General features: G+C 33.8%; 20 protein-coding genes, 1 tRNA gene and 1 pseudogene. 12 read left to right on the plus strand and 10 right to left on the minus strand.

From position 1 onward, the window contains the following. The first annotated feature begins 181 nt into the window (after positions 1-181). From MKD52_RS01200 to MKD52_RS01230, 7 genes are all read left to right on the plus strand, one after another. The gene (locus tag MKD52_RS01200; protein ID WP_242098976.1) at positions 182-3307 is read left to right on the plus strand and encodes a filamentous hemagglutinin N-terminal domain-containing protein; all 3126 of its coding nucleotides are present in this window, start codon (positions 182-184) and stop codon (positions 3305-3307) included. A gap of 144 nt (positions 3308-3451) precedes the next feature. Beyond that, on the plus strand, positions 3452-6037 hold the full coding sequence (locus MKD52_RS01205) for a hypothetical protein (RefSeq protein WP_242098977.1): 2586 nt from the start codon (positions 3452-3454) through the stop codon (positions 6035-6037). 51 nt (positions 6038-6088) lie between these two features. After that, a complete protein-coding gene (locus tag MKD52_RS01210; protein ID WP_112057934.1) occupies positions 6089-6421 on the plus strand; it encodes a c-type cytochrome in 333 nt (110 codons plus the stop codon). A 22-nt stretch (positions 6422-6443) separates the two neighbouring features. Continuing rightward, positions 6444-8207 carry a ShlB/FhaC/HecB family hemolysin secretion/activation protein gene (locus tag MKD52_RS01215; protein ID WP_242098978.1) on the plus strand — a complete coding sequence of 588 codons (1764 nt, stop codon included), beginning with the start codon at positions 6444-6446 and terminating at the stop codon, positions 8205-8207. A gap of 256 nt (positions 8208-8463) precedes the next feature. Then, positions 8464-8901 (plus strand): TonB-system energizer ExbB, encoded by a 438-nt coding sequence (gene exbB / locus MKD52_RS01220; protein ID WP_242098979.1) that lies wholly within the window; start codon positions 8464-8466, stop codon positions 8899-8901. Next, the gene (gene exbD, locus MKD52_RS01225; RefSeq protein WP_242098980.1) at positions 8885-9271 is read left to right on the plus strand and encodes a TonB system transport protein ExbD; all 387 of its coding nucleotides are present in this window, start codon (positions 8885-8887) and stop codon (positions 9269-9271) included. The genes exbB and exbD overlap by 17 nt, the downstream gene beginning before the upstream one ends. Further along, entirely contained in the window at positions 9234-9941 is a 708-nt protein-coding gene (locus MKD52_RS01230) for an energy transducer TonB (protein ID WP_242098981.1), read from the plus strand. The genes exbD and MKD52_RS01230 overlap by 38 nt, the downstream gene beginning before the upstream one ends. Positions 9942-9968: 27 nt before the next feature. Here MKD52_RS01230 and MKD52_RS01235 read toward each other — a convergent pair whose 3' ends face one another. From MKD52_RS01235 to MKD52_RS01250, 4 genes are all read right to left on the minus strand, one after another. Next, the gene (locus MKD52_RS01235; protein WP_112057929.1) at positions 9969-10874 is read right to left on the minus strand and encodes a tetraacyldisaccharide 4'-kinase; all 906 of its coding nucleotides are present in this window, start codon (positions 10872-10874) and stop codon (positions 9969-9971) included. A 1-nt stretch (position 10875) separates the two neighbouring features. Further along, complete coding sequence (locus MKD52_RS01240; RefSeq protein WP_112057928.1) at positions 10876-12006, minus strand: aminotransferase class I/II-fold pyridoxal phosphate-dependent enzyme; 1131 nt, start codon at positions 12004-12006, stop codon at positions 10876-10878. 11 nt (positions 12007-12017) lie between these two features. Continuing rightward, on the minus strand, positions 12018-12776 hold the full coding sequence (locus MKD52_RS01245) for an NAD+ synthase (protein ID WP_242098982.1): 759 nt from the start codon (positions 12774-12776) through the stop codon (positions 12018-12020). 180 nt (positions 12777-12956) lie between these two features. Next, positions 12957-13034, minus strand: a tRNA-Pro gene (locus tag MKD52_RS01250). Positions 13035-13168: 134 nt separating this feature from the next. Between MKD52_RS01250 and MKD52_RS01255 the strand changes: the two genes are divergently transcribed. The 5 genes from MKD52_RS01255 to corA all read left to right on the plus strand — a co-directional run bounded on the left by MKD52_RS01255 (position 13169) and on the right by corA (position 17823). Then, complete coding sequence (locus MKD52_RS01255; protein WP_242098983.1) at positions 13169-14227, plus strand: flagellar basal body P-ring protein FlgI; 1059 nt, start codon at positions 13169-13171, stop codon at positions 14225-14227. Between the two features lie 11 nt (positions 14228-14238). Further along, positions 14239-14559 (plus strand): rod-binding protein, encoded by a 321-nt coding sequence (locus tag MKD52_RS01260; protein ID WP_242098984.1) that lies wholly within the window; start codon positions 14239-14241, stop codon positions 14557-14559. After that, positions 14556-15563 carry an ATP-binding protein gene (locus tag MKD52_RS01265; RefSeq protein WP_112057924.1) on the plus strand — a complete coding sequence of 336 codons (1008 nt, stop codon included), beginning with the start codon at positions 14556-14558 and terminating at the stop codon, positions 15561-15563. The genes MKD52_RS01260 and MKD52_RS01265 overlap by 4 nt, the downstream gene beginning before the upstream one ends. Before the next feature lie 69 nt (positions 15564-15632). Continuing rightward, positions 15633-16844, plus strand: coding sequence for a phosphoglycerate kinase (locus MKD52_RS01270; protein ID WP_112057923.1), 1212 nt, complete (start codon positions 15633-15635; stop codon positions 16842-16844). A 22-nt stretch (positions 16845-16866) separates the two neighbouring features. Then, entirely contained in the window at positions 16867-17823 is a 957-nt protein-coding gene (gene corA, locus MKD52_RS01275; RefSeq protein ID WP_242098985.1) for a magnesium/cobalt transporter CorA, read from the plus strand. A 47-nt stretch (positions 17824-17870) separates the two neighbouring features. Here the strand turns inward: corA and MKD52_RS08645 are convergent. From MKD52_RS08645 to MKD52_RS01310, 6 genes and pseudogenes are all read right to left on the minus strand, one after another. Next, positions 17871-18839 (minus strand): annotated as a pseudogene (locus tag MKD52_RS08645) (catalase). A 67-nt stretch (positions 18840-18906) separates the two neighbouring features. Then, positions 18907-20037, minus strand: coding sequence for a 1-deoxy-D-xylulose-5-phosphate reductoisomerase (dxr, locus tag MKD52_RS01290; protein ID WP_242098988.1), 1131 nt, complete (start codon positions 20035-20037; stop codon positions 18907-18909). A 6-nt stretch (positions 20038-20043) separates the two neighbouring features. Next, positions 20044-20826: a phosphatidate cytidylyltransferase gene (locus tag MKD52_RS01295; RefSeq protein WP_112057920.1), complete on the minus strand. Its 783-nt coding sequence runs from the start codon at positions 20824-20826 to the stop codon at positions 20044-20046. 31 nt (positions 20827-20857) lie between these two features. Beyond that, on the minus strand, positions 20858-21397 hold the full coding sequence (locus tag MKD52_RS01300) for a metal-dependent hydrolase (protein ID WP_242098989.1): 540 nt from the start codon (positions 21395-21397) through the stop codon (positions 20858-20860). Further along, the gene (ybeY, locus tag MKD52_RS01305) at positions 21391-21849 is read right to left on the minus strand and encodes an rRNA maturation RNase YbeY (protein WP_242098990.1); all 459 of its coding nucleotides are present in this window, start codon (positions 21847-21849) and stop codon (positions 21391-21393) included. The genes MKD52_RS01300 and ybeY overlap by 7 nt, the downstream gene beginning before the upstream one ends. After that, positions 21839-22597: an exodeoxyribonuclease III gene (locus MKD52_RS01310; protein ID WP_242098991.1), complete on the minus strand. Its 759-nt coding sequence runs from the start codon at positions 22595-22597 to the stop codon at positions 21839-21841. Before MKD52_RS01310 ends, ybeY begins: the two co-directional genes overlap by 11 nt. Positions 22598-22608 lie beyond the last annotated feature (11 nt).

Genomic DNA, 22608 nt, shown 5'->3' on the forward strand with positions numbered 1-22608 from the left:
AATCTGCGATAACTACTAGAGAATAAAGCTTATGTTGCTTGGGGTTGTTGATATTTAAATTTTTCTTATTGTAAATTAAAAATTTGTTAATTTGGCTATTTGAATGTGAAAGAGAAATTTAAGATAATTTAATTAAATAAATTATAGAATATCTAGGTAACTTTTACAAAAAGGAGAAATTATGTCAAAAAGTTCTAATTCGCTTATTATGCGGGGGGGGGGGGGCAATAACCCTTTAAATGCAAAAAAGTTTTTCTTAAATTCTTCATCTTGCTTTAGGGGGTATTTTGTAAAATCCTCTAAATCCCTTGTAAATATTTCTATTGTTGCAAGTTTAGCACTATCACCTAGTCTATCTGCTGCAAATTTACCTACAATAAGCAATAATCAATTGCCAAGTGGGGGTAAGTTTGTAAATGGGACAGGAAGTATTGCTACAAATGGTAACAAAATGGATATTGCAGGTAATAATAAAAACAATGTCATTGCTTGGGGTGGTGGATTTAATATTGGTAAAGAAGCAAGTGTTAATTTCACTACAAATCAAAAAAATTATTTAAACTTGGATTATACTAATAAAGCTTCACAGATTCTAGGAAAATTAAATGGTGGAACTAATAATATTTATCTAGTCAATCCTAGTGGGGTATTAATAGGCAAAGATGCAAGTATCAATGCTAATAAATTTGGTGTTTCTACTTCACCTTTTGATAATAATGCTATTCAAACTTTTTCAAATAATGGTTCTTTCTCCCCTGTTTTTAGTGCTAATAAGGGTGATATAGTTAATATGGGAACTATTAATGCTAATGAAATTGTTCTTGTGGGGAATAGGGTAACGAATGTTGGAAACTATGTTGATGAAAAGGGTAAAAAGCAAGTCGCTTTTGGAAGTTTTAATAAAAAAGATAGTTTAACTAACACAAAATTAGAAATAACGGCTAATCATACTGATTTACATGCAAATAGAAATACCATTGGTACAATTGATTCTATAAATGTTACTGCAAAAGGGAATAACGCAAAAATTGAAGTAGGACAATCTGCAACAGGTTGGACTGATGTTAAATTAGGAATTAATCAAAATGGTAATGTCACTATTACCACATACACTTCTATTAAAGACACTGAAGATTGGAGTAGTTTTACAGATATTATTAATGGGGGAAATGCAAACAACATAGATACCTTTAAACTCCTTAAGGATATTGATTTTAAAGATGCAGGAGCAATTGAACCTGTGGGGAATGATACTTCTAACCCTTTCTCAGGTAATTTCTATGGTAATGGACACACTCTCTCTAATCTACTCATTGATGCAGATGGAAAAAATTCTGCTGGGTTGTTTGGCTACATTAATGGTGGAAGTGTGCAAGATCTAACCATTGATGGATTAAATTTTCAGGGTAGTGCTTCGGTGATTGGTGGATTTGCAGGGCGGATAAATAATGGAACTTTTTCTAACATTGTTTTAAATAATATTGGGAATATTAGTGGTGATATTGCAGGTGGATTTGCAGGGTGGATAGATAACGGAATTTTTTCTAACATTGTTTTAAATAATATAGGGGATATTAGTGGTTTTAATTCTGCAGGTGGATTTGCAGGTTTAGGAGCTGGAACTTTTTCTAACATTGTTTTAAATAATATTGGGAATATTAGTGATAATGTTGCAGGTGGTTTTGTAGGGCGGATAAGATATGGAACTTTTTCTAACATTGTTTTGAATAATATAGGGGATATTAGTGGTTTTAATGGTGCAGGTGGATTTGCAGGGCAGATAAATAATGGAACTTTTTCTAACATTGCTTTGAATAATATAGGGGAGATTAATAGTGAATTAAATCGTGCAGGTGGATTTGCATCGTTGATAAATAATGGTGGAACTTTTTCTAACATTGTTTTCAATAATATTGGGAATATTAGTGGTGATCATGCAGGTGGAAGTGCAGGTGTAGGTGCAGGTGGATTTGCAGGTGGATTTGTAGGGGATGGCTCTCTAACTTCTGCAGCTGATATCTACTTCTATGGTGCTATGAATCTTAGTGGTAACAATACAAATCAAAACCATATAAACTCCTACAACCCAACAGCCCTTAATCTCACTAATACAACTGATTTACAAACAATCCAAAATCATATGCAAAATGGCAGCACTCTAAAAAACCTAGAATATGTTACAGGAACAAATGGTAACTCCTATCTCCATATGGTAACTAATGGTAAGATAGGTGATGCAGATTCTAAGATTACTTTTGATAATGAAGAGTATAAACTTCCAAAAGTTAGCAATAACACAACCTCTCCCACACCCCCTTCAATCTCTAATGGAGACAATCTCTCTAGTGTAACTCTTGAAGCTAGTGATTTTGATGTATCTATTTTAGAATCTATTATTAATGATATTTTAAATAAAGAATATGTGTTAAATCTTGATGATTGGACTAATTTTGGAGCATTGAGTAAAGATTATGCAACAATTCTCTCTTATCTCTTAGAAAACACACAAGATGAAACCCTAAAAGAATCCATTAAACAATCTCTAGAATTCTATGCAGAATTTAATAAGGGTGAAACAGATGGATTAAAAGCAGAATTTGAAAAATGGTATGTTAATGATTCATCAAGCACTTACAACAGCTCTATGAAGAAATATGAGGGCATTGCAGCTTCTATTGAAACACTTAAAAATTATGTCAATGGGACTTTAAAACCCAAACTAGAAAGAATTCAATCTAATCTTAATCGATTTGAATTCCTAAAAGCAGAAATTGCAAGATTGGATAAAGTCTATCAAGAAGCCCTAGAGAATAAACTTCTCCCTTATAATCAATTAGAAATCATCTATAAAGACACAAAAGAAAAGATTGATGCTTATTATACAGAAGCAAAAGGTTTATTAGCAACACTCAAAGAAGACAATAAGCCTTTCTTGGAGGCATTAATTGGAAAAACATATAATTTTAAAGACAAATACAATGATGTTACAGGAAGCTTTAGCTTTGTAGGAAGTAATATAGGAGGCAATATAGAAAGAAGCATTAATGGTGGATTAGACGATAAACCAATCCTTACACTGCCAGACAATGATGATTCAGGCAATAATCAGACAATTGATGGGGGCAATAGTGCAGAGATTGCCAATACACTAGCTAAACAAACTGAACTAGCTTCCAAAGAAGCAGTTATCACTCTCCCAGCACAAGAAAAAGAAGATGTTATTACAGAAGATGAAAGGGAATTAGGAAGAGCTTGCATTGTAAGTGATAATGCAAAAACCAATAGCCCTTGTGTAGCGGCATTTTAGTAAAACTGCTTAAAAGGATGATAAAGAATCCCTTTCTTTATCATTATCCTTTGTAATAAGTTTAATTCTTTTTTTAATGTCGTATTAACATAAAAGAATTTCAAAAATCTAATTTAATTTCATAGATTACTTAAGGAGAAAATTATGCGGCAGTGCTTTTTAAGCAATAAAATAATGTTAAGCTTCCTTGGTGTAAGTTTAGCATTAAGTCAGACTTTATTGGCAGCCACGCAGGCAGATAAAGTCAATAACCAAACCTTTCAAACTCCAAGTCATCAGTTTTCTAACCAAGAGGTTTGGGATTCTAAAAGTCAAACTTTTAAAGAAATCAATGGAACTAACTATTATGGTGTCTCAAAAGCAGGATTAGTTAGTGGAATCACCCTAGAGGTTTTTAATCCTAAAAATCCTAATCAATCTTTGCAAGAATCTAAACTTAATATTTTAACCCCCAATCAATCTTTGCAAGAAATCTTAGAAGTGCAAGGAACACACACTGCTAATTCCCAAAACAAAAATTTGCACTCCATACAAATTCTTCCTTTTTTAGTAGCAGGGAATTCTCTAAAAGGCGATTGTATTAACAATAAATTGCTCATTAAAGAAGCAGAATTAAGTTCAGTTGTTTTTCTAAAACCAACGCATATAAAAACTAAAAATCCACCTAAGAAAGAAATAGAAAGCAAGATTAATTATATTATAGCAGCAGGGGTTGCTAAGGAGGGAAATGCAAAAAATAATGCCCTAGAGCTTCAAAAAGGAAGTTATATTAATATGGGAGTGGAAAACACCTATAGCCTAAAATTAAATGGTGCTCCCTATGTTGTAGGAGGGATTGCTATTTTAGGAGATGCTATAGGGAATTCTTTGTCTGCTAAAAGTGGTTCTAGGGTTGATATTCACACCGCACCTTTTTATAAAAATGAAATGGGAAAATTTGTCTTTGATGAGAGAATCACTCATCTTGTTGGGGGATTGGCTTATAATGGAAATGTAAGAGAAAATAAGCTTAATCTCAATGGGGTAGAGTTAATGATTCATGCTCCAAGTGGCTTGTATTCTTCCTTTGCTTCTGCTCATATTACCGGAGCCTTTATTGATGGAGATGGCAAAAAGGCACACCATGCCATTAAAAATACCTTAGTCATTGATGAATTCCTTTTGGGCTTAAGAGTAGATGGAAATCCTCCTCTTTTTTATGATGCTATCTTTTTAGGAGAATTCTTTGGTGGGAAAACAACTCGCGGGAATGCTAATGAAAATTATATTGCCCTAAAAAATGTCCCCTCTATTGGAAGAATGGATAAGAATGTAAAAGTGCAAGGAATATATGAATTTTTTGCAGGATATACACTAAATGGAAAGGCAAATGCCAATGTTTTAGATGTTGCTTTAAAATCTCCTTTGCAAGTGAGTAATTCTTATTTCAGACAAAATGCCTTTGGATTTTATGGGGCTTTTGCAAGTGAGGGTGCAAGTCACAATACTATTAAAATTAGAAATAATCTAACTATTATTGATGGCACAAAAAATCCTAATGATAGAGTAAATATTATTGCTGGAAGAACTCTAGCAGGAGAGGCAAATTCTAATGTGATTGATTTTAAAGATTCTCAAGTTTCCTTGCCCTTATTTGTTTATGCAACCACACAAGAAAACTTTGAAGGTTCTATTCATTATCCAGAGTATGCCAAGCACAATAAGATTAGCTTAAATAATGTCTTTGGGAGAAAGGATATCCGCTCTGGGGTAGAGGCTATGAGTGTAGAAAATAATCAAATCTTTTATCACAATGTAGAAGCACAATCCTCTGGAGAGGGAGCTGATAAAGAAAGTAGCGTGTATATTAGAGCAGTCAATCTTGCAGTAAATAATCTCTTTAAGGCAAGTAATTATTGGGCAACTTCTATGCTTAATGTTTATGGTATTCGTGGGGAGGAAGAATCTAAAAATAATCAAATGATTTTTAATAATGTAGGCTTTAACACAGATAAAATTGCTATGGGTTCAGGATTGATTTTAATAGGTGGAGTGGGTAAGAGTGCATATCATAATCTCTTAAGTATTCAAGATTTAGAAATTGGAGCTTATGATAAAGAAAAGGATTTTATCTATATTGCAGCAAGTGCAATTCCTGATGCCAATAGTAATCTAGCACTCTCTTATGACAATACGCTCTATATTGGTGGAAATGTTTCTATTCATAAGCAAACGCTTTTAAATGCACTAAGTGGAAGTGTGATTAGGGTTCCAAGCTATACAAATAATAAAGCGGATATTATCACGCTGCCTGCACCTTCTTTAGCGCAACTTACAGATGATAACCATTTAATTTTAGAGCAACCCTTAAGGGCTAGAGTAGTTAATAACTTTGAACATTATAGTTTAATTTATCATTCTAATAATCAAGATAAACCGCTTGTTGAAAGTTTAGAGACACCTATTAATCTCTCTAGTGAATCCCAAATTACTCTACTTTTAAAAAAGGGAGAGAAAGCTCCTAAAAAAGGAAGTAAAGTTGCATTAATTTCAAGCCAAAATGGCTTTAGTGATATTAATGGTAATACTATGAATGAAGCGCAATTAAATCAACTCTTAGAGAGGATTTCTAAAAATCCAAAAACACTCGATTACAAAAAGATTCCTCAACTCAAACAAGAAAACCTAAGGGTTATCCCTCTAACTTTATCTTTAGGCAATGAAGGAAGAGTGATTTATGGAGAAATCTAAAGTGATTAAAAATCAACAACACAAATAAAATTTTAAATGAAAGGATAAAAAATGAAAAAAATATTAGTAGGTTTAGGATTATGTGTGGGAGTATGTATGGCTAATGATGCCCTAATTCAAAAGGGAGAAGCACTTTATAAAAAATGTATTGCTTGTCATGGTGTCAATGGAGAGAGAGTGGCTCCAGGAAGCAAGGGCAATATCAAAATTGGAGGTTTAGATAAAGCCTATCTTATAGAGCAACTTGAAGGCTATGCCGCAGGGATGGCAGATAATGGAGGAGCTAAAATGATTATGTATGCTAATATGAAAAATTGGAAATTTACCCCTTCTGATATTGAAGCAGTGAGTGCTTATATTGCCCAATTGCCTAAAGCAAAATAAAAACATAAAACAAAGGAAACTTATGGAAAAACCTTTTTTAAAAAGCATCATTCTAGTCTCTTGTCTTTTAACAGGAGCACTCTCGCAACAAAACAAAGAAAACACAGAAGCTTTAGAGCAAATGATGGAAATTTCTCCTTATAAAAATATCCCTCAAAACAAAAACATTCAAAATACTCTAAAAAATAAACAATCCCCTTTAGATATTAGAAAGAATAAACAAGATTCTTTGCAAAAAGATTCTAAAGAAGCCTTAGATAAAGAGGGATTAGTGGTGCCAAGTGATGAAGAGTTTCGCTTTAAATATAAATTCTTTGTGGATACCAAAGAAGATGGAAAAACACTCACTTTAGAAGATATTGGAATTAATGAAGTATGGCTTAGTGAATCTATTGTTGCCCTAAAAAGATCGGATTTAAGCGTGGAAATCTTACAAGAAATTGCTAATATCGTTTCTTATTATTTTCAATACCATGGTTACCCTTCAGCAACTGCCTATATCCCTCAACAAGAAATCACAGATTCAATCCAAGTTAATATTATGCTAGGCAAACTAGGAGAATATCAAGTTAAAAATTATTCTAAGCATCTAAAAGAGAATGCTATTAGCTCTAAGCTAAAAGAATCACTCCAAGGAAAGATTTTAAGAACTAAAGAATTAGAAGATGTGATTTATAAAATCAATGAAATGTCAGGAATTAAAGCAAGTGGAAGTTTGACTGCTGGGAATGAGTATGAAACTACAGATGTGATTATTACAATAGAAGATTCTAAAAAAGCCAATGCGATGCTTTTCTTTGACAATTATGGAAGCAAAGGTTCTGGTGTCTATAGAGCTGGTGTGAGTGGTGCTTTAAATAATCTCTTAGGATATGGGGATTCTCTTAATTACTTTGCACAACTTTCTGATGAAATGCAAAAGAGTTATGGAGTAACCTATAATACCTTTTTAGGGAATCTTAAAATCTCTCCTAGAGTGCTTAGAAGCAATTATGAATTAGGGGGAGAATATAAGGATTTAGATGCCTATGGAAATGCTTTAGATTTAGGAGTGGATTTAGCCTATCCGCTTTTTATTAACACCACTAATTCCCTATACCTTACTGGAGGTTATGTTTATAGAAAGCTTGAAGATATTTATGGAAGCTTTGGAATTAATTTTAATAAGGAAAGTGATGCCTTTTATTTAGGGACTGAAGGAACCTTTGGTTTAATTCCCAATAATATTCTAAGCTACAATGCAAGAATAACTTATGGAGAAGTGAAGCCTAGAAGCTCACTTTTAGAATCAAGCCCTGCTATGGGAGATTTTTGGAAGTTTAATGCCACTTTAAATAACTCCTATTATTTTAATGATAGTTTAACGCAAATTATTAATCTTAATTTGCAAAAAACATTAGGGGATTATCAATTAGATTCTAGTGAAACTACATCCCTAGGAGGACCTTATGGGGTTAGAGCTTATCCTAATGGATTTGGAGAAGCTGATAGTATGATTTTAGCTACATTTGGATTGCGAACAAATCTCATAAGCCCTAATTTTTATCTTACACCCTTTTATGAATTTGCTTATGGCTGGAATGAAGACTATCAAAATAATTCAATCAATATGGCAGGAAGGGGAGATAAAAATGATGTCTTTGTGGATGCAGCAGGATTAGAACTGCTTTATCTTATGGCTAATTACTTTTATATTAAAATAGATTTAGCTAAAGCTGTGAATAAATATGTAGCAGATGGAAAAAGAAGAGATAGACTTTATATAAGCACAGGATTCTACTTTTAATTAATTTTGGCAAACCCCAAAGGCTAAGAAGCCTTTGGGGTTTGTGTAGCTAGATCAAATGTGACTTTTTGCTAGATTTTAAAATAACTCTACAATTTAATAAATAATTACATTTTTTATTGCTTTTGACTGAATAAAATTTATGGCAATATTTTGCTCTTAGGAAAATCCAGAGTGAATCATTTTTGCATTTCAAAAAAGATTAATTTGTTTATGATACAATTTTGATAATTATTTTTAATATCAAAGGAAAACAATGGAAATCCTCAAAGAAACAATTGATTATATTATCTTTGGAATCCTTGGAGTTATGGGCTTTATAGCTTTGTGGCTTACGATAGAGCGAGTGATATTTTTCTCTAAAATTAAGTTTAGTGATTATAAAACGCAAGAATCTCTTGATGATTCGATTACTAAGAATCTCACTACTCTTTATATTATTTATTCTAATGCACCTTATGTTGGGCTTTTGGGAACGGTGATTGGGATTATGATTACTTTTTATGATATGGGGTTAAGTGGCAGCATTGATACTAAAGAGATTATGACAGGTTTATCCCTTGCGCTAAAAGCGACAGCTTTAGGTCTTGCAGTGGCGATTCCAACTTTGATTGCTTATAATGCTTTGTATCGAAAGATTACTCTTTTAAGCAACCTTTATAAAACAAAGGCAACTTATGGTCAAGATTCCTAAAAATGAATCGCTTAATATCGTTCCTTTTATCGATATTATGCTGGTTCTATTAGCCATTGTGCTAAGTGTTTCAACTTTTATCGCGCAAGGTAAAATACAAATCGAGCTTCCACAAAGCACTAATCAAGAGCAACAAAAAGATGAAAAAAAGGTGCAAATTCTAGTAGATAAGGACAATCAAATTTATTTGGATGAAAAAGTAATAGCGCTAGAGAATTTAAAAGTGGAGTTAGAAAAGCTTGATTCTAAGACACTAGTAGAATTGCGTAGTGATAAGGATGCAAAATTTGAAACTTTCATTCAAATTATTGATATTTTAAAAGGAAAAGCACATGAAAACTTTAGCATTGCAACACAAGCCAAACAATAGCACTTTGCAGTCATTTTTGGTTGCAAGTGGGATTTATGCCGTAATTTTTTTAAGTCTTTTTTATGGTTCATCTTATCTTGTCCCAAAGGATATTGGCTTACAAACTCAAACTATGGCAATTTCTCTTATGCATTTTGCACAAAATCCTGCAGCGCAAAAGAGTGCTCCACCGCCTATACAAGAAGAAATCAAAACTCCCCAAAAACCTAAAGTAATGGAAAAACCAAAACCGATTCAAAAAACAAAACCTATTAAAGAAAAAAATGTTCAAAATACAAAACTATTACCACAACCAAAGCCTATTTTAGATCAAGCAACACATGCGCAACCACCTGCTACCCCTAGTGTTTCTAATGCTCAAACTCAAGCTCCATCTACTTTGACATTTGGAAAAGTGAATGATCCCTTTTTGCTCTCTATAAAACAAGCAATTGACAAGAATCTTCAATATCCAAGAAAAGCAAGAATGCTAAGAATGGCAGGGATTGTGATGGTAGAGTTTAAGCTTTTTAAAAATGGAGAATTAGGTAATGTGAAAGTGATTCAGCCTTCTAAGCACTCGCTTTTAGATCGATCTGCAATTAAGACAATTCTAAGCGCTGGGCGAGATTTTCCAACACCTAAAAATGATGTGATTATTCAAATTCCTATTCAATATGTTTTAACTTAAAATTGTTAGGTTGTGGATCAAAGCTATTTATTGTAAATAGCTTTGCACATATTTTTGTATTTTTTCTTTAATATTGGGCGCAATATGCAATTCAAGATGAAGAATGGAAAGAGGCAACCCAAAATCTTCTAATTTAACCGCATCTTTTTGAGTAACAAGCAGTGAAGTAGCATTGAGATTGGCATAAGATTCTAAAATCTTTGTCTTATCAAAATAAGAATGATCTTTGAGAATAATTTTTCCAACTACATTAGGCAAGTATGAATCAAGCCTAGATGGATTTGCAATAGCTGTTAGCAAAAGCATTCTTTGTGTTGGGTAGAGGAGTTCCACCTTTCTAGTGTAATCTTGCCCTTCTTTGGCGATAATATCAGCTTCCTTATAGGCTCTTTTGGATTCGCGATAGCCGCCACTTGGAATGCAAAAGCTAAAATAAGGCTCTAATTTTGGCTTTAATAAAATATTGAGTTTTTTGAAATTAAAACGGAATCCATCATCTAAAAAGATAACTTTTGCCCCCATTTCTTTAGCTCTTAGGATAGCTTCTGTGCGATTTTTGCTAACAATCACTAAGGCATTGGGGAGTAATTTGGCAAGCATAATTGCTTCATCGCCGGCAACTTCTGGAGTTTCAAGAATATTTCCATTTTGACTAATGATTTTTAATCCCTTGCTTTTGCGCCCATAACCTCTTAGAATAATGCAGCTTTGATCATAGTCTTTTGCAATTTCAGCAACAAAAGGACTTTTGCCACTTCCGCCTAAGATGAGATTGCCAACACTAATAATGGGAATTTGAAAGTCTTGCTGAATAGACATTTTTCGCTTTAGTGTTGCGATGAGACAATAAATCCAGCTAATAGGCAATAAGCAGAAAGCCAAAATTTTTTGTAGCAAACTTGGTGCAAAAAAGTATTTCTCTAAAGTTCTCATATTATACCCTGTGAGTTGCAAGTCTTGAAATTTCTTTGCAAATATAATCAATATCTTCTTTTTTCATTGCACTATAAATAGGCAAACTTAAGATTTGTTGGTAATTTTTAAGAGCGATGGGAAAATCACTAATTTTGAATTTGTATTTGCTTTTATAATAGGTTAAAAGATGTGAGGGTACAAAATGCAAAGCAGTTTCAATACCACTTTCTTTTAGCTCTTTAGCAAAGTGATCGCGATTCTTGTCAATTTTGATGATAAAGTGAAAAAAGATATGCTCATTTTTAACTACAGGCATAGAAATATGCGGTGTATCTGCTAGGTTTTGCATATAATGAGAAGCGATTTCTTTGCGCCTTTTGATAATATAATCCATTCTATTTAGTTGGCTAAGGCAGAGAGCGGCATCTAGGTAACTTAAATTGTATTTATTGCCAATCCCCACGACATCATAGAGATATTGTGGGCGCACACTTGTAATTTTTTCACTTACAATTCCATGATAGCGTAATAAAGTGGCTTCATTAGCTAGTTTTTCATCGTGTGTGGCAAGGATTCCAGCTTGTGCTACAGGACTAGAAGAATCAAGAACAATACTAAAAATAGTGGCAAAACTTTTTTGATTTCCTATTTTAATACCATTGTGAGTTAATCCAAGTGCCATAGTCGCATCTTCAATAATTTTAAGATTGTAATGCCTAGCAAGTTCATAAAAGGGCTCTGTATTGCAAAATTGTCCTGCAATGTGGCTTACAATAATTGCGCGAGTTTTTTTGAGATTGTTTTTTTCTAGCGCCTCTTTGCATTTTTCATAAGAGATTTCAAAAGTATCTTCCATAATGTCTATAAAAATGGGTTCAGCATCAAAATGGCGAATGATTTCTGGGAAGCTTGGGTGGCAATTTACAGAACAAAGAATCTTGTCTCCGCGCTTAATATCCATAGCAAAAAGACAGAGATGGAATGCTGCAGTTCCACTATTTGCAGAAATTGCATATTTGATTCCAGTGTAGCTTTTGAAAGCTTCTTCTAAATCTTGAGTGATATTGTGGCTTGGATTTTCAAGCACATGATTGATAAGTTTTTTCTCATTTTCTGTAATATCGGGGATAAAATAGGGAAACTTAAGCATTTATAATCCTTTTATAAAGGTGCAATTTCTGGAATCTTTCTTTTAAATTCCATTGTTTTTATTCTTTGAATAACCATATCAATTGCCTTTTGTGGTAGGTTTTGATTTAAAATTTCTTGTTTAGAGAATCCTTGCTCTAAGAGTTGCATAATTTTATCTAAAATTAAATAAGAAAATCCAAGCTCTTTTTCATCGCTTTGCCCTTCATATAAATCCGCGCTAGGTGCTTTGGTTTGGATATTTTGGGGGAGATTTAGAAGTTTGGCAATTTCAAAAATTTCTGTTTTATAGAGATTTCCAATGGGATTAATTGCGCAAGCTAAATCACCAAAAATTGTCCCATATCCAAGCAAAATTTCACTTTTATTACTTGTCCCAATAACTAAAGCATTGTTTGCAAAGGCATAGTCGTATAAATAAATCATTCGGATTCTAGCACATAGATTCCCAATTCTAGCTGGATTATTTTCAAGCCCTTCTAAAGTCTCTAAAAAGCCTTGTTGGGGTTTTTCTAAAGGGAGAATGGAGTAAGAAATATCAAAGGCTTTGCAGAGTTCTAGTGCATCTTCAAGGCTACTTTTGGAGGATTGCAAAGAGGGCATTAAAAGTCCTTGAATATTTGATCCAAAAGCTTTTTTGCACAAAACAGCAACAACTGCAGAATCAATTCCTCCGCTTAGCCCAAAGACAACGGATTGGAATCCTCTTTTTTGCACTTCTGTTTGTAAAAATTTTATTAGCTTTGTGATAATTTTTGAGTAATCTTTCATAAAATTCCTAAAATTTTAATTTATTTAAGAAAATAAAAATAGTTCTTATAAATAGGATTCTATCCAAAAAACCTTTTAGATTATGCTTAGTTTTTTAATTTTAGTAATATTTAAGTTTTGAATCAAATTTTAAGTGGTTGAATGATTTAAAATATTGATTGGCTTATTAAAGAGAAACAATGGTCGGAGTAGCGGGATTTGAACCCACGACCTCACCCACCCCAAGGGTGTGCGCTAGCCAGGCTGCGCTATACTCCGAAAAATGTAGTATGATTTAAAGTTGAAATTCTATCAAAAAATGATTAAAATAATATTGAAATCAAAAAATATTTTTGGAATGTTTTTTGCTTTTTTGGTTTTTAAACTTTAGCGAAAATAAGGATATAGCAGCTATGAAAAAAATAATATCTCTTCTTTTTAGTCTTTTTTTGGTTACCCCAGTTTTTGCTGCCAAAGTGAGTGATTTGGTGAATATTGTTGGAGTGAGAGATAATCAGCTTATTGGTTATGGTTTGGTAGTTGGATTAAATGGAAGCGGAGATAAGACAACTTCCACTTTTACGATGCAGTCTATTTCAAATATGCTAGAGAGCGTGAATGTTAAAATCGATCCTAATGATATACAATCTAAAAATGTCGCAGCAGTAATGGTAACAGCCAAATTGCCCCCCTTTGCTAGACAGGGAGATACGATTGATATTTTAGTTTCTAGCATTGGGGATGCCAAATCGCTTGAGGGAGGAACTTTGCTTTTAACTCCATTAAGCGGATTAGATGGTAGAATCTATGCAGTAGCACAAGGAGCAGTGGGGATTGGTGGAAAAAATGAAAGAGGAGGAAGCGCTAACCACTCTCTTGCAGCAACAATGCCAAATGGAGGGATTGTTGAGAGAGAAGTTACATATGATTTGTATAGCAAAGTTAATGCAACTTTGAGCTTAAAAGAAGCTAATTTCCAAAATGCTATGCGGATTCAAACTAAAATCAACGAAACTTTTGGCGCCAGTCCTAATAATAAACCTATTGCTATAGCAATTGATCCTCGAACCATCAAACTCCAAAGACCAGAAAATTTGAGTATGGTAGAGTTTCTAGCGCGCGTGCAAGATATTGATGTGGATTATGTTAGAGAAGATAAGATTATTATTAATGAAAAAACAGGGACGGTTATTGCAGGAATGGGGGTTGAAGTTTCTCCAGTGGTAGTAACACACAATAATATTACCATCAAAGTTTCCAATGAAGCGGCTAATGATCCAGAAGCGGTGGATATGGGTTCAGGAGCAGTCTTTAGTCCGCAGCAAGCAATGGTTACAAGCCCCAATAATCCAACAATTTCAAGTGTTACAAGGGCATTGCAAAGAATGGGTGCTACTCCAAAAGATATGATTGCCATTATTGAAACAATGAAAAAAGCAGGTGCTTTTAACGCAGATTTAGAGATTATTTAAAAGGGAGAATTATGGAAATTAATTTTAATCACTTAAACGCATATTCTAAGGATATTTTAGATGCAGCAAAGCAGGCTCCGACTATTCAAAAGACTGATGATGACACGCGTTTAAGAGAGCAAACTGATGCCTTTGAAGCATTGATTATAAAAAATATGCTTGATACGGCTTTGAAAATGGATGATTCGTTATATCCAAAAGCCCCAGGACATGATATTTATGAATCGATGTATCGTGATACTTTATCAGAAAGTTTAAGTGGGAGTTTTGGTTTTAGTGATTTACTTTTTGATTATCTAAAAGATTTACAAAGCAAACAAGGAAACAAGTGATTGATCAAAATTTACTTGAATCGCTTAGTAGTAGCGATAAGGAATCATTTGCCAAAGGCTTAAAAGAGCTTATTACTCAAACTTACGAAGTTGAAAAAGAATTTATCGAGCTTAAGGCACTTTTTGAAGAAGTGCTTGATATTTTACCAACAGCCGTTTGGGTTTTGGAGCAGGGGGGCGAGATTTTTTATCAAAATAGCCTTGCATCGGAGATTCCAGAGCTTTTGGAAGCTTTTGATTTGCAAAAGACCAAGCGTCAGGAAATTGAGCTAGATTCAAAAGTTTATTTGGTTCAGACTAATCAAAAGTTAAATAAAATCATTATTTCTGCTACCGATATTACAAGTGAAAAGCGTCGTGAAAGACTAGCATCTATGGGTCAGATTTCTGCGCATCTAGCACACGAAATTCGCAATCCAGTTGGCTCTGTAGCGCTACTTGCTTCTACACTTTTAAAACGAGTGGATATAAAAAATAAAACTTTGGTTTTGGAAATTAAAAAATCAATTTGGAGAGTGGAGCGAATTATTAAAGCAACTTTGCTTTTTTCAAAAGGGGTGCATATCCAAAAAAGTAAAATTGATCCCCAAAAATTACAAGATGAATTGGAAGAATCTTTGAGTTACTATACTTATTCTAAAAATATTCATTTTGCTTTTGATTTTAGCGGAGAATCATTTGAAGCAGATTTTGATTTGTTGTGCATTGTTTTGCAAAATTTCCTTTTTAACGCCATTGATGCCATTGAAGAGGGTGAAGAAGAAGGTGCAGTGGAGATAAGTTACCAAAAAACAGATAAGGGAGTAGTATTTAGGATTTTTGATAATGGCAAACCCATAGAGAATCCACAAATCCTTTTTGAGCCTTTTAAAAGCACTAAACTTAAGGGGAATGGTTTGGGACTTGCTTTGTCTTTGCAGATTATCCAAGCACATGAAGGTAGCATTGAGCTATTAGCAGAAAACAAGAAAGGTTTTGAGATTCTTTTGCCACAAAGCGTTTAAAGGATATTAATTACATTAAAGATTAAGTCATTTTTTGTTAGCATTATTAAAACAAAAAAGGATTGAAATATGAGCAAAAATATCCAATTAATGCAAAGTGTAAAGAGTATTCGTGAGGTTGATATTAAAAATAAGCGCGTTTTGATTCGTGTGGATTTTAATGTGCCTATGGATGATGAATTGAATATTAGCGATGATTCAAGGATTAGGGAAGCGATCCCAACTATCAATTATTGTATTGATAATGGTGCAAAATCTATCATTCTTGTAAGCCACCTTGGCAGACCAAAAGGCAAAAGTGATGAGTTTTCACTAAAGCATGTTTTAAAAAGACTAGAGAGATTACTTGCTAAAGATGTTGTTTTTGTAGAGAGTTTAGAAAATGCACAAGTAGCCTTAAATACTTTAGTTGATGGAAGTATCGTGCTATTAGAAAATATTCGCTTTTATGAGGGTGAGGAGAAAAATGATCCAGCACTTTCTCAAAAACTGGCTAATTTATGCGATGTGTATGTGAATGATGCTTTTGGAACATCGCATAGAAAACATTCCTCAACCTATGGAATCGCGGAATATACAAAAGAAAAAGTGGCGGGATTGTTGCTTAAAAAAGAAATTGATTCTTTTGCAGTGGCTTTGTCTAATCCATTGCGCCCTTTATTGTTGATTGTTGGAGGATCTAAGGTTTCTTCAAAATTAACACTTTTAAAATCCATCTTGGAAGTAGTTGATAAAATTATTATCGGTGGTGCGATGAGTAACACTTTTTTAAAGGCAATTGGTTATGACACTAAAAGCTCTCTAGTAGAAAATGATTTATTAGAAGATGCAAAAGATATTTTAAGAAGCGCAAAAGAAAAAGGTGTTAAAGTTTATTTGCCTGTAGATGTTGTGGCAACAGACAATGTAAAAGAACCTAAAGAGATAAAGATTACTCCTGCTCAAGATATTCCAGATGGGTTAATGGCAGTAGATATTGGACCTGCCACGGTAAAACTCTTTAATGAAGTGATTCGGGTAAGTGAGACCATTATTTGGAATGGACCTTTAGGAGTTTATGAACAGCAAAAGTTTTCAAGAGGAACTTTTAGTATCGCACACACTATTGCCGACACTTATGCTTATAGCGTGATTGGTGGTGGAGATACGGCAGATGCTGTTGATAAAGCAGGAAATAAAGATAGTATGAGTTTCACTTCCACGGGCGGAGGAGCTAGTTTAGAGTTGTTAGAGGGTGTGGTTTTACCGGCTTTTGAGGTCTTAGAGAAAAAGGATTATTAAAGTTTTATTTAAAGGGGCTTGGATGCTGAATCTTTTTACTAAACGCAATGGTATGGTTGTTCGAGAGACCGTTGCATCTGTAAGAAATATTGAAATTGGTGCGGATATTTTATGGATTGACCTCTTGCATCCTAATGTTGAAGAGATTGCTTATATTTCTAAAACCTATCTTTTGGATATACCTACTAAGGAAGAAAGAGAAGAAATTGAAGAATCAGCAAGGTATTGGGAAGATAGTGAAACCGTTACGATTAACACTTACTTTCTAACGCGCCCCAATGAAGAGAAAATATTTCATAATGAAACTATTACTTTTCTTATTACGCATAATATTCTCTTTACTGTGCGCTATAGCGAATTTAAAGTTTTTGATGAAATACAGCAGCGTGTTTTAGCAAGTCCAAAGAATTTTGAAGATGGATTTGATTTGATTTCAAAAATTTTTGAATTGCGCGTAGAAAAAGATGCGGATATGCTTGAGGGAATTGCTAAAGAAACAAGGTTGTTAAGGCGTATGGTTGTTTTTGATAAGCAGCTTGGTGATGAGATTTTAGAGAAGCTTTCTATTTTGCAGGAAATGCATTTGAGTTTGCGAGATAGCTTGTTTGACAAAAGACTTGCAATTACAGCATTGCTTAGGACTAATAAAGCTGATAGTGAAGTGAAAAAGGATTTGGGGATTGTTTTGAAAGATATTAATTCATTGGTGGAATTTACTAATGTTAATATGAATATTTTAGATAATATCCAAACACTTTTTGCAAGTCAAATTAATATAGAACAAAACAAAATTATTAAAATTTTTACGGTGGTAACGGTGGCTATGATGCCTCCAACACTCATTGCAACAATCTATGGAATGAACTTTGAGCATATGCCTGAGTTAGAATGGACTTATTCTTATCCAATTGTATTAGTAGTGATGATTATTTCAACTATTTTACCACTTCTCTATTTTAAAAAGAAAAAATGGCTGTAGGGTGGAGTAATCCACTTAAGATTTAAGTGGATTATAGTAGGCAATGTCTATTGTCTCTTTCCAAAAGTGATTGCGTAGGTAGGTGTTCTAAGATTGAAAATAGGATCTTTAGGTGCTTCTACTCCGCTTGGTAGTTCTGATGGGAAATAAACATCTTGATTGCACGCTTCACCATCGTATTTTTCAGCTTTGAGTGTTCCTACTAATAAAGTCTTGTGATTCCCTTTCCACAAAGCGGTTGTATCATCAACTGCATCTCCTTTGTTAGGAAATTCAAGATACATTTCATATTCAACAGATTTATTTTTTGTGTAAGCTATGAAACCTTCTTTTAGAAAATCTTTAGAAGCACTCTTAAGCTCACTTTGACTTAAATAGCTAATTCCATCTTTGGGGATAAATTTCCATCTAGCAGGAATAGTTTCGTTTTTCCCTTTTTCTTTAAACCAAAAAGTGTGAATGCTATAAAAAGGAGTATGCTCTAGGCTTGAAATACCAATTTTATCTAAATATGCACTAAAGTTTTTATAAGAATTTACATTTTTACTGAGCTCATCAATAGTTTTTTGGTCCATAAAATTTGGAATTTTCATTTCAAAGAATTGTCCAAATTCTTTTGGGGTCCTAGCAAAGTTAATTTCAGTGTTAAGCATTACCATAGTTCAAGAATCATCTTTTCCCATAAATTTAAGAGCCATACCTCTTTGTTTGCTTCTATCATCTTGTATAACGCCACCTAGAGAATAGCGAATTTGCACGGGAATATTTGCTTGATTGAAAAGCGGAATATCTATATTAGAAAGGCTGAAGTTCTTATCGGCAATAAAAGTAGCATTTGCACAAAATCCTTTTTTATGATTCACTCTTGCTTTGCTATCATTTGGGTCGCCATTTAGTTTATAGAAAATTTCTGCAATTTTATCTGCATCATAAATGGTTTCTTGAGCATTAATAAAAGTTCCGAGCAAACAAGTGCTAGCACAGACTGCTAAGATTTTTTTGAAATTTTTAATCATTTAAAACTCCTAATAATAAAAATTGTTAAAAGATAATAGTATAATTAATACAATAAGTAAAGTAGCACTAGAGATTAAAAGTGCTTTGGGTAAATTTTCGCACTTCAGTGTCTAATGCAAAGATTTCATCAAGAGAGTTTGGTAGTGTGCTGTGAAAATGATCTAGGGTTTTTTGAATGATGATTGTAATTTTTCCAAAAGGAATAGCGTGGGACAAAAAAGATTCAACTGCAACTTCATTGGCTGCGTTTAAAATAACGCCTAGTTTAGGATTTTCTAAGAGAGATTTTCTAAGATTCCATAAAGGATAGCGTTTGGTGCAAATGGGCTCTAGGGTGTAGTTTTGATTTGTTAAGCTAATGCTTGGGATAAGGGGAGAATTAGAAAAAGATTGTAAAAAATCCTCTTTTAAATTAAGCCCATGGGCAATGGCATAAGCAATAGGGAGTTGCATATTGGCATTGGCAAAATGTGCTACCACACTTCCATCCCAAAACTCTACTAAGGCATGAATCTGAGAGTTTCGCTCAATATAAGCATCAATATTTTGAGTTTTAAAAAGCCAATGTGCTTCTAGAATCTCAAAGAGCTTATTAACCATAGTTGCTGAATCAATAGTGATTTTTTTGCCCATTCTCCAATTGGGGTGCTTAAGCGCATTAGCAGCATTTTGCAAGGGGATTTCTTCTAGGGGAGTATCTCTAAAGGCACCCCCACTTGCAGTGATATAAAGATTTTTAAATGGGCGGATTGCAGGATTGAAATTCATAAGATAGGCAAGACTAAAATGTTCGCTATCAATGGGAATGATTTTGGAAGTATCAATGAAATCTCCTCCAACAACAAGACTTTCCTTATTGGCTAAAGCAACCCTTTTGCCTTCTTTAAGAGAATGCAGTGTAGGCTCTAAACCCAAAAAGCCAACAAGAGCATTAATCACTAAATTACTTTTGGAAGCAGAAATGGATTCTAAGATACCATCTTTGCCATAATAGATTTTTCCACTAAATTTTTTGGTGATTTTAGGAATATCTTGTTTGTCTGCAATAACTACATTTTTGGGATTAAATTCAAGAATTTGCTCATTAAGAAGGGAGATATTTTTACCTGCGCTTAGTGTTTCAATTTCTAGCAAAAAGCGTTTGGCGATAGCTAGGGTGCTAATTCCAATAGAACCTGTTGAACCTAAAACAATCATTGTAAATTACCTTTGAATGATTCCAAGAAGTGCATAAAGAATGATTGCGCCAAAGAAATATCCATCGAGCCTATCTAGCATTCCACCATGTCCTGGAAAAATACTGCCACTATCTTTGACTTCTGCTTTTCTTTTTAGGTAGCTTTCATAAAGATCGCCAAAAACGCTTGCAACACTAGCACAAAAACTAAAGACAAAAGAAGTGAAAAATTCACAAACGCCAAGTCCCACAAATGTGCCAACAATAACTGCACAACTCACTCCAATCAAAACCCCTTCTTTGGTTTTATTAGGAGAAGTGATACAAAAAGCACTATTGCTAAAAAGTTTTCCACCAAGGAGTTTTCCGCCAAAATAAGCAAAGCTGTCTGTTAGGGCGACAATAAAGATTAGCCAAATAATGGCATTAATGGTGTATTCTAAATAAAGAAGATAAAGTAAAATAAAGGGAATAGTGGGGTAGATAAAGGGCATTATTTGTTCAATTTTACCCTTTTTGGTGTAGGCTTGATAGGATGCTAGAAAAACCAGAGCAACAAAGAGCCCATTTAAGGAGGGAGAAAAAAAGATGCTAATCCAAATTAAAATGCAAAACAATAAAAAAAACCACTTGGGGGCTTCTTTGTTATAGAGTTTGTAAGCCTCATAAAAAGCAACTATATAGGCAATCCCCAAAACACTCCAAAGCAAGAAAGGATTGTGAAAAAAAATAATTAAAACAACTGCAATTAGCATAAAAAATGCAGTGTATAGGCGCTTTGATTCTATGGTTTTGAGTTGGTTTAGCATTAACTATCCTAAGATTTTTGAATGATTTGGATTATATCAAAAAATATTTTTGCAATGGCTTAGTATTGCAATAAATAAAAGCACCTGCACTAATAAGTCCGATTAAATAATCAAAGATTCCACCTGTTTTAAACCGCAAAACTCTAGGCAAAATGTGGTAGTTTTTGAGGCTAAAAGGCATTAGCAATGGCACTCCACTAGGCGTCATCATATCGCCTATTAGGTGTAAAATACAACCTAAAACCAAGCCTATTGCTAAAATCAAAGATAGAATCTTAAAATAAATTAAAGCTCCTAATGCTATGGCTAGTAAAACGACAAACAAAAGGCTATGTGTGAATCCGCGATGCCCAAAGAAAAATTTAATAAGATTTGAGATTCCAAGGGTTTTTCTACCTATGAGAGATTGGGGCTCATCAATATCGGGCAATAACGCACCAATGCTAATAGTACTATAAAAAAGAATTAAATCTTGAGAAGATAAAAGTTGCGGTTTCCCCAGAAAATTAATCGCATAGATTCCACAAGAAGCAACACCAAGCCCAAAAGCTAAATGGGTTTTTCCTAGCATTCTTGATTCCGAACAATGAGGCTTTGTGGTAGATTAAAAAAAGTAATTAATTCTTCTTCTTTGCATCTTTGTTCCCCCATATCTTTTTCGTGATCAAAGCCAAGCAAATGTAAGACTCCATGAATAAACAAGAGCGCCATTTCATCATTGGGTGTGTGATGGTATTTCTCGCTATTTTGTTTAATAAAATCAAGTGAAATAACTATGCTTCCAAGTAAAGGAGAAAAATCTGATTCCAAAGGGAATGATAGCACATCAGTGGGTTTGTCTTTATTACGGTGAGTTTTATTTAGGTTTTGAATGGTTGGATTATCTACCAAAAGCAATTCGCATTGTTTATCTTTGAGTTCTAGGTCTAATAGAATTTTATCAAAAATCTTTTCTAAAAATAAAAGCAGATCATCGCTGATTTTAAAATCAGTTTGATTGTCAAAATCAATTTTATTGCGCATTGATTTCTAAGCCCACAGGGCAATGATCGCTACCAAAAACTTCAGGATAAATCTTAGCATCTAAGAGTTTTGAATCTAAAGCTTTAGAGCAGAGAAAATAATCAATCCGCCACCCTGTGTTATTCTCTCGCGCTTTGCCCATATAACTCCACCAGCTATACGCTCCCTCTAGTGTGGGATAAAAATGCCTAAATGTATCAGTGAATCCAGAATCTAGAAGCTGCGTCATTTTTTCACGCTCTTCATCAGTAAAACCGGCATTTCTGCGGTTTGTTTTTGGATTTTTGAGATCAATTTCTTGGTGAGCGACATTGAGATCTCCGCACACAATCACAGGTTTTGTTTTCTCGAGATTTTTGAGATAGGCGCGAAAATCATCTTCCCATTCCATACGATATGACAATCTCTCTAGTTCGCGTTTAGAGTTTGGCGTATAGACATTGACAAGATAAAAATCCTTATATTCTGCACAAATAATACGCCCTTCTTTGTCGTGGTGTGCTATACCCATATCATACGCGACACTTAAGGGTTTGGTTTTGCTAAAAATTGCCACTCCAGAATACCCCTTTTTTTCGGCGCTATTCCAATATTCTTCATAATTAGGAAAATCAAATGTGGCTTGTTCACGTTGCATTTTAGATTCTTGGATACAGAATACATCAGCATTAACTACTTTAAAAAAATCCATAAAGCCCTTATTCATACAGGCTCTAAGTCCATTAACATTCCATGAAATGAGTTTCATTAATACTCCCA

Origin of the sequence: Helicobacter sp. CaF467b (assembly GCF_022664765.1) — a bacterium.
Taxonomy (GTDB): domain Bacteria; phylum Campylobacterota; class Campylobacteria; order Campylobacterales; family Helicobacteraceae; genus Helicobacter_D; species Helicobacter_D colisuis.

Excerpts from the sequence above, each read along its gene's own strand:
- MKD52_RS01200 (WP_242098976.1), top strand. The coding sequence starts at position 182 with ATGTCAAAAAGTTCTAATTCGCTTATTATGCGGGGGGGGGGGGGCAAT.
- MKD52_RS01205 (WP_242098977.1), top strand. The coding sequence starts at position 3,452 with ATGCGGCAGTGCTTTTTAAGCAATAAAATAATGTTAAGCTTCCTTGGT.
- MKD52_RS01210 (WP_112057934.1), top strand. The coding sequence starts at position 6,089 with ATGAAAAAAATATTAGTAGGTTTAGGATTATGTGTGGGAGTATGTATG.
- MKD52_RS01215 (WP_242098978.1), top strand. The coding sequence starts at position 6,444 with ATGGAAAAACCTTTTTTAAAAAGCATCATTCTAGTCTCTTGTCTTTTA.
- exbB (WP_242098979.1), top strand. The coding sequence starts at position 8,464 with ATGGAAATCCTCAAAGAAACAATTGATTATATTATCTTTGGAATCCTT.
- exbD (WP_242098980.1), top strand. The coding sequence starts at position 8,885 with ATGGTCAAGATTCCTAAAAATGAATCGCTTAATATCGTTCCTTTTATC.
- MKD52_RS01230 (WP_242098981.1), top strand. The coding sequence starts at position 9,234 with ATGAAAACTTTAGCATTGCAACACAAGCCAAACAATAGCACTTTGCAG.
- MKD52_RS01235 (WP_112057929.1), bottom strand. The coding sequence starts at position 10,874 with ATGAGAACTTTAGAGAAATACTTTTTTGCACCAAGTTTGCTACAAAAA.
- MKD52_RS01240 (WP_112057928.1), bottom strand. The coding sequence starts at position 12,006 with ATGCTTAAGTTTCCCTATTTTATCCCCGATATTACAGAAAATGAGAAA.
- MKD52_RS01245 (WP_242098982.1), bottom strand. The coding sequence starts at position 12,776 with ATGAAAGATTACTCAAAAATTATCACAAAGCTAATAAAATTTTTACAA.
- MKD52_RS01255 (WP_242098983.1), top strand. The coding sequence starts at position 13,169 with ATGAAAAAAATAATATCTCTTCTTTTTAGTCTTTTTTTGGTTACCCCA.
- MKD52_RS01260 (WP_242098984.1), top strand. The coding sequence starts at position 14,239 with ATGGAAATTAATTTTAATCACTTAAACGCATATTCTAAGGATATTTTA.
- MKD52_RS01270 (WP_112057923.1), top strand. The coding sequence starts at position 15,633 with ATGAGCAAAAATATCCAATTAATGCAAAGTGTAAAGAGTATTCGTGAG.
- corA (WP_242098985.1), top strand. The coding sequence starts at position 16,867 with ATGCTGAATCTTTTTACTAAACGCAATGGTATGGTTGTTCGAGAGACC.
- dxr (WP_242098988.1), bottom strand. The coding sequence starts at position 20,037 with ATGATTGTTTTAGGTTCAACAGGTTCTATTGGAATTAGCACCCTAGCT.
- MKD52_RS01295 (WP_112057920.1), bottom strand. The coding sequence starts at position 20,826 with ATGCTAAACCAACTCAAAACCATAGAATCAAAGCGCCTATACACTGCA.
- MKD52_RS01300 (WP_242098989.1), bottom strand. The coding sequence starts at position 21,397 with ATGCTAGGAAAAACCCATTTAGCTTTTGGGCTTGGTGTTGCTTCTTGT.
- ybeY (WP_242098990.1), bottom strand. The coding sequence starts at position 21,849 with ATGCGCAATAAAATTGATTTTGACAATCAAACTGATTTTAAAATCAGC.
- MKD52_RS01310 (WP_242098991.1), bottom strand. The coding sequence starts at position 22,597 with ATGAAACTCATTTCATGGAATGTTAATGGACTTAGAGCCTGTATGAAT.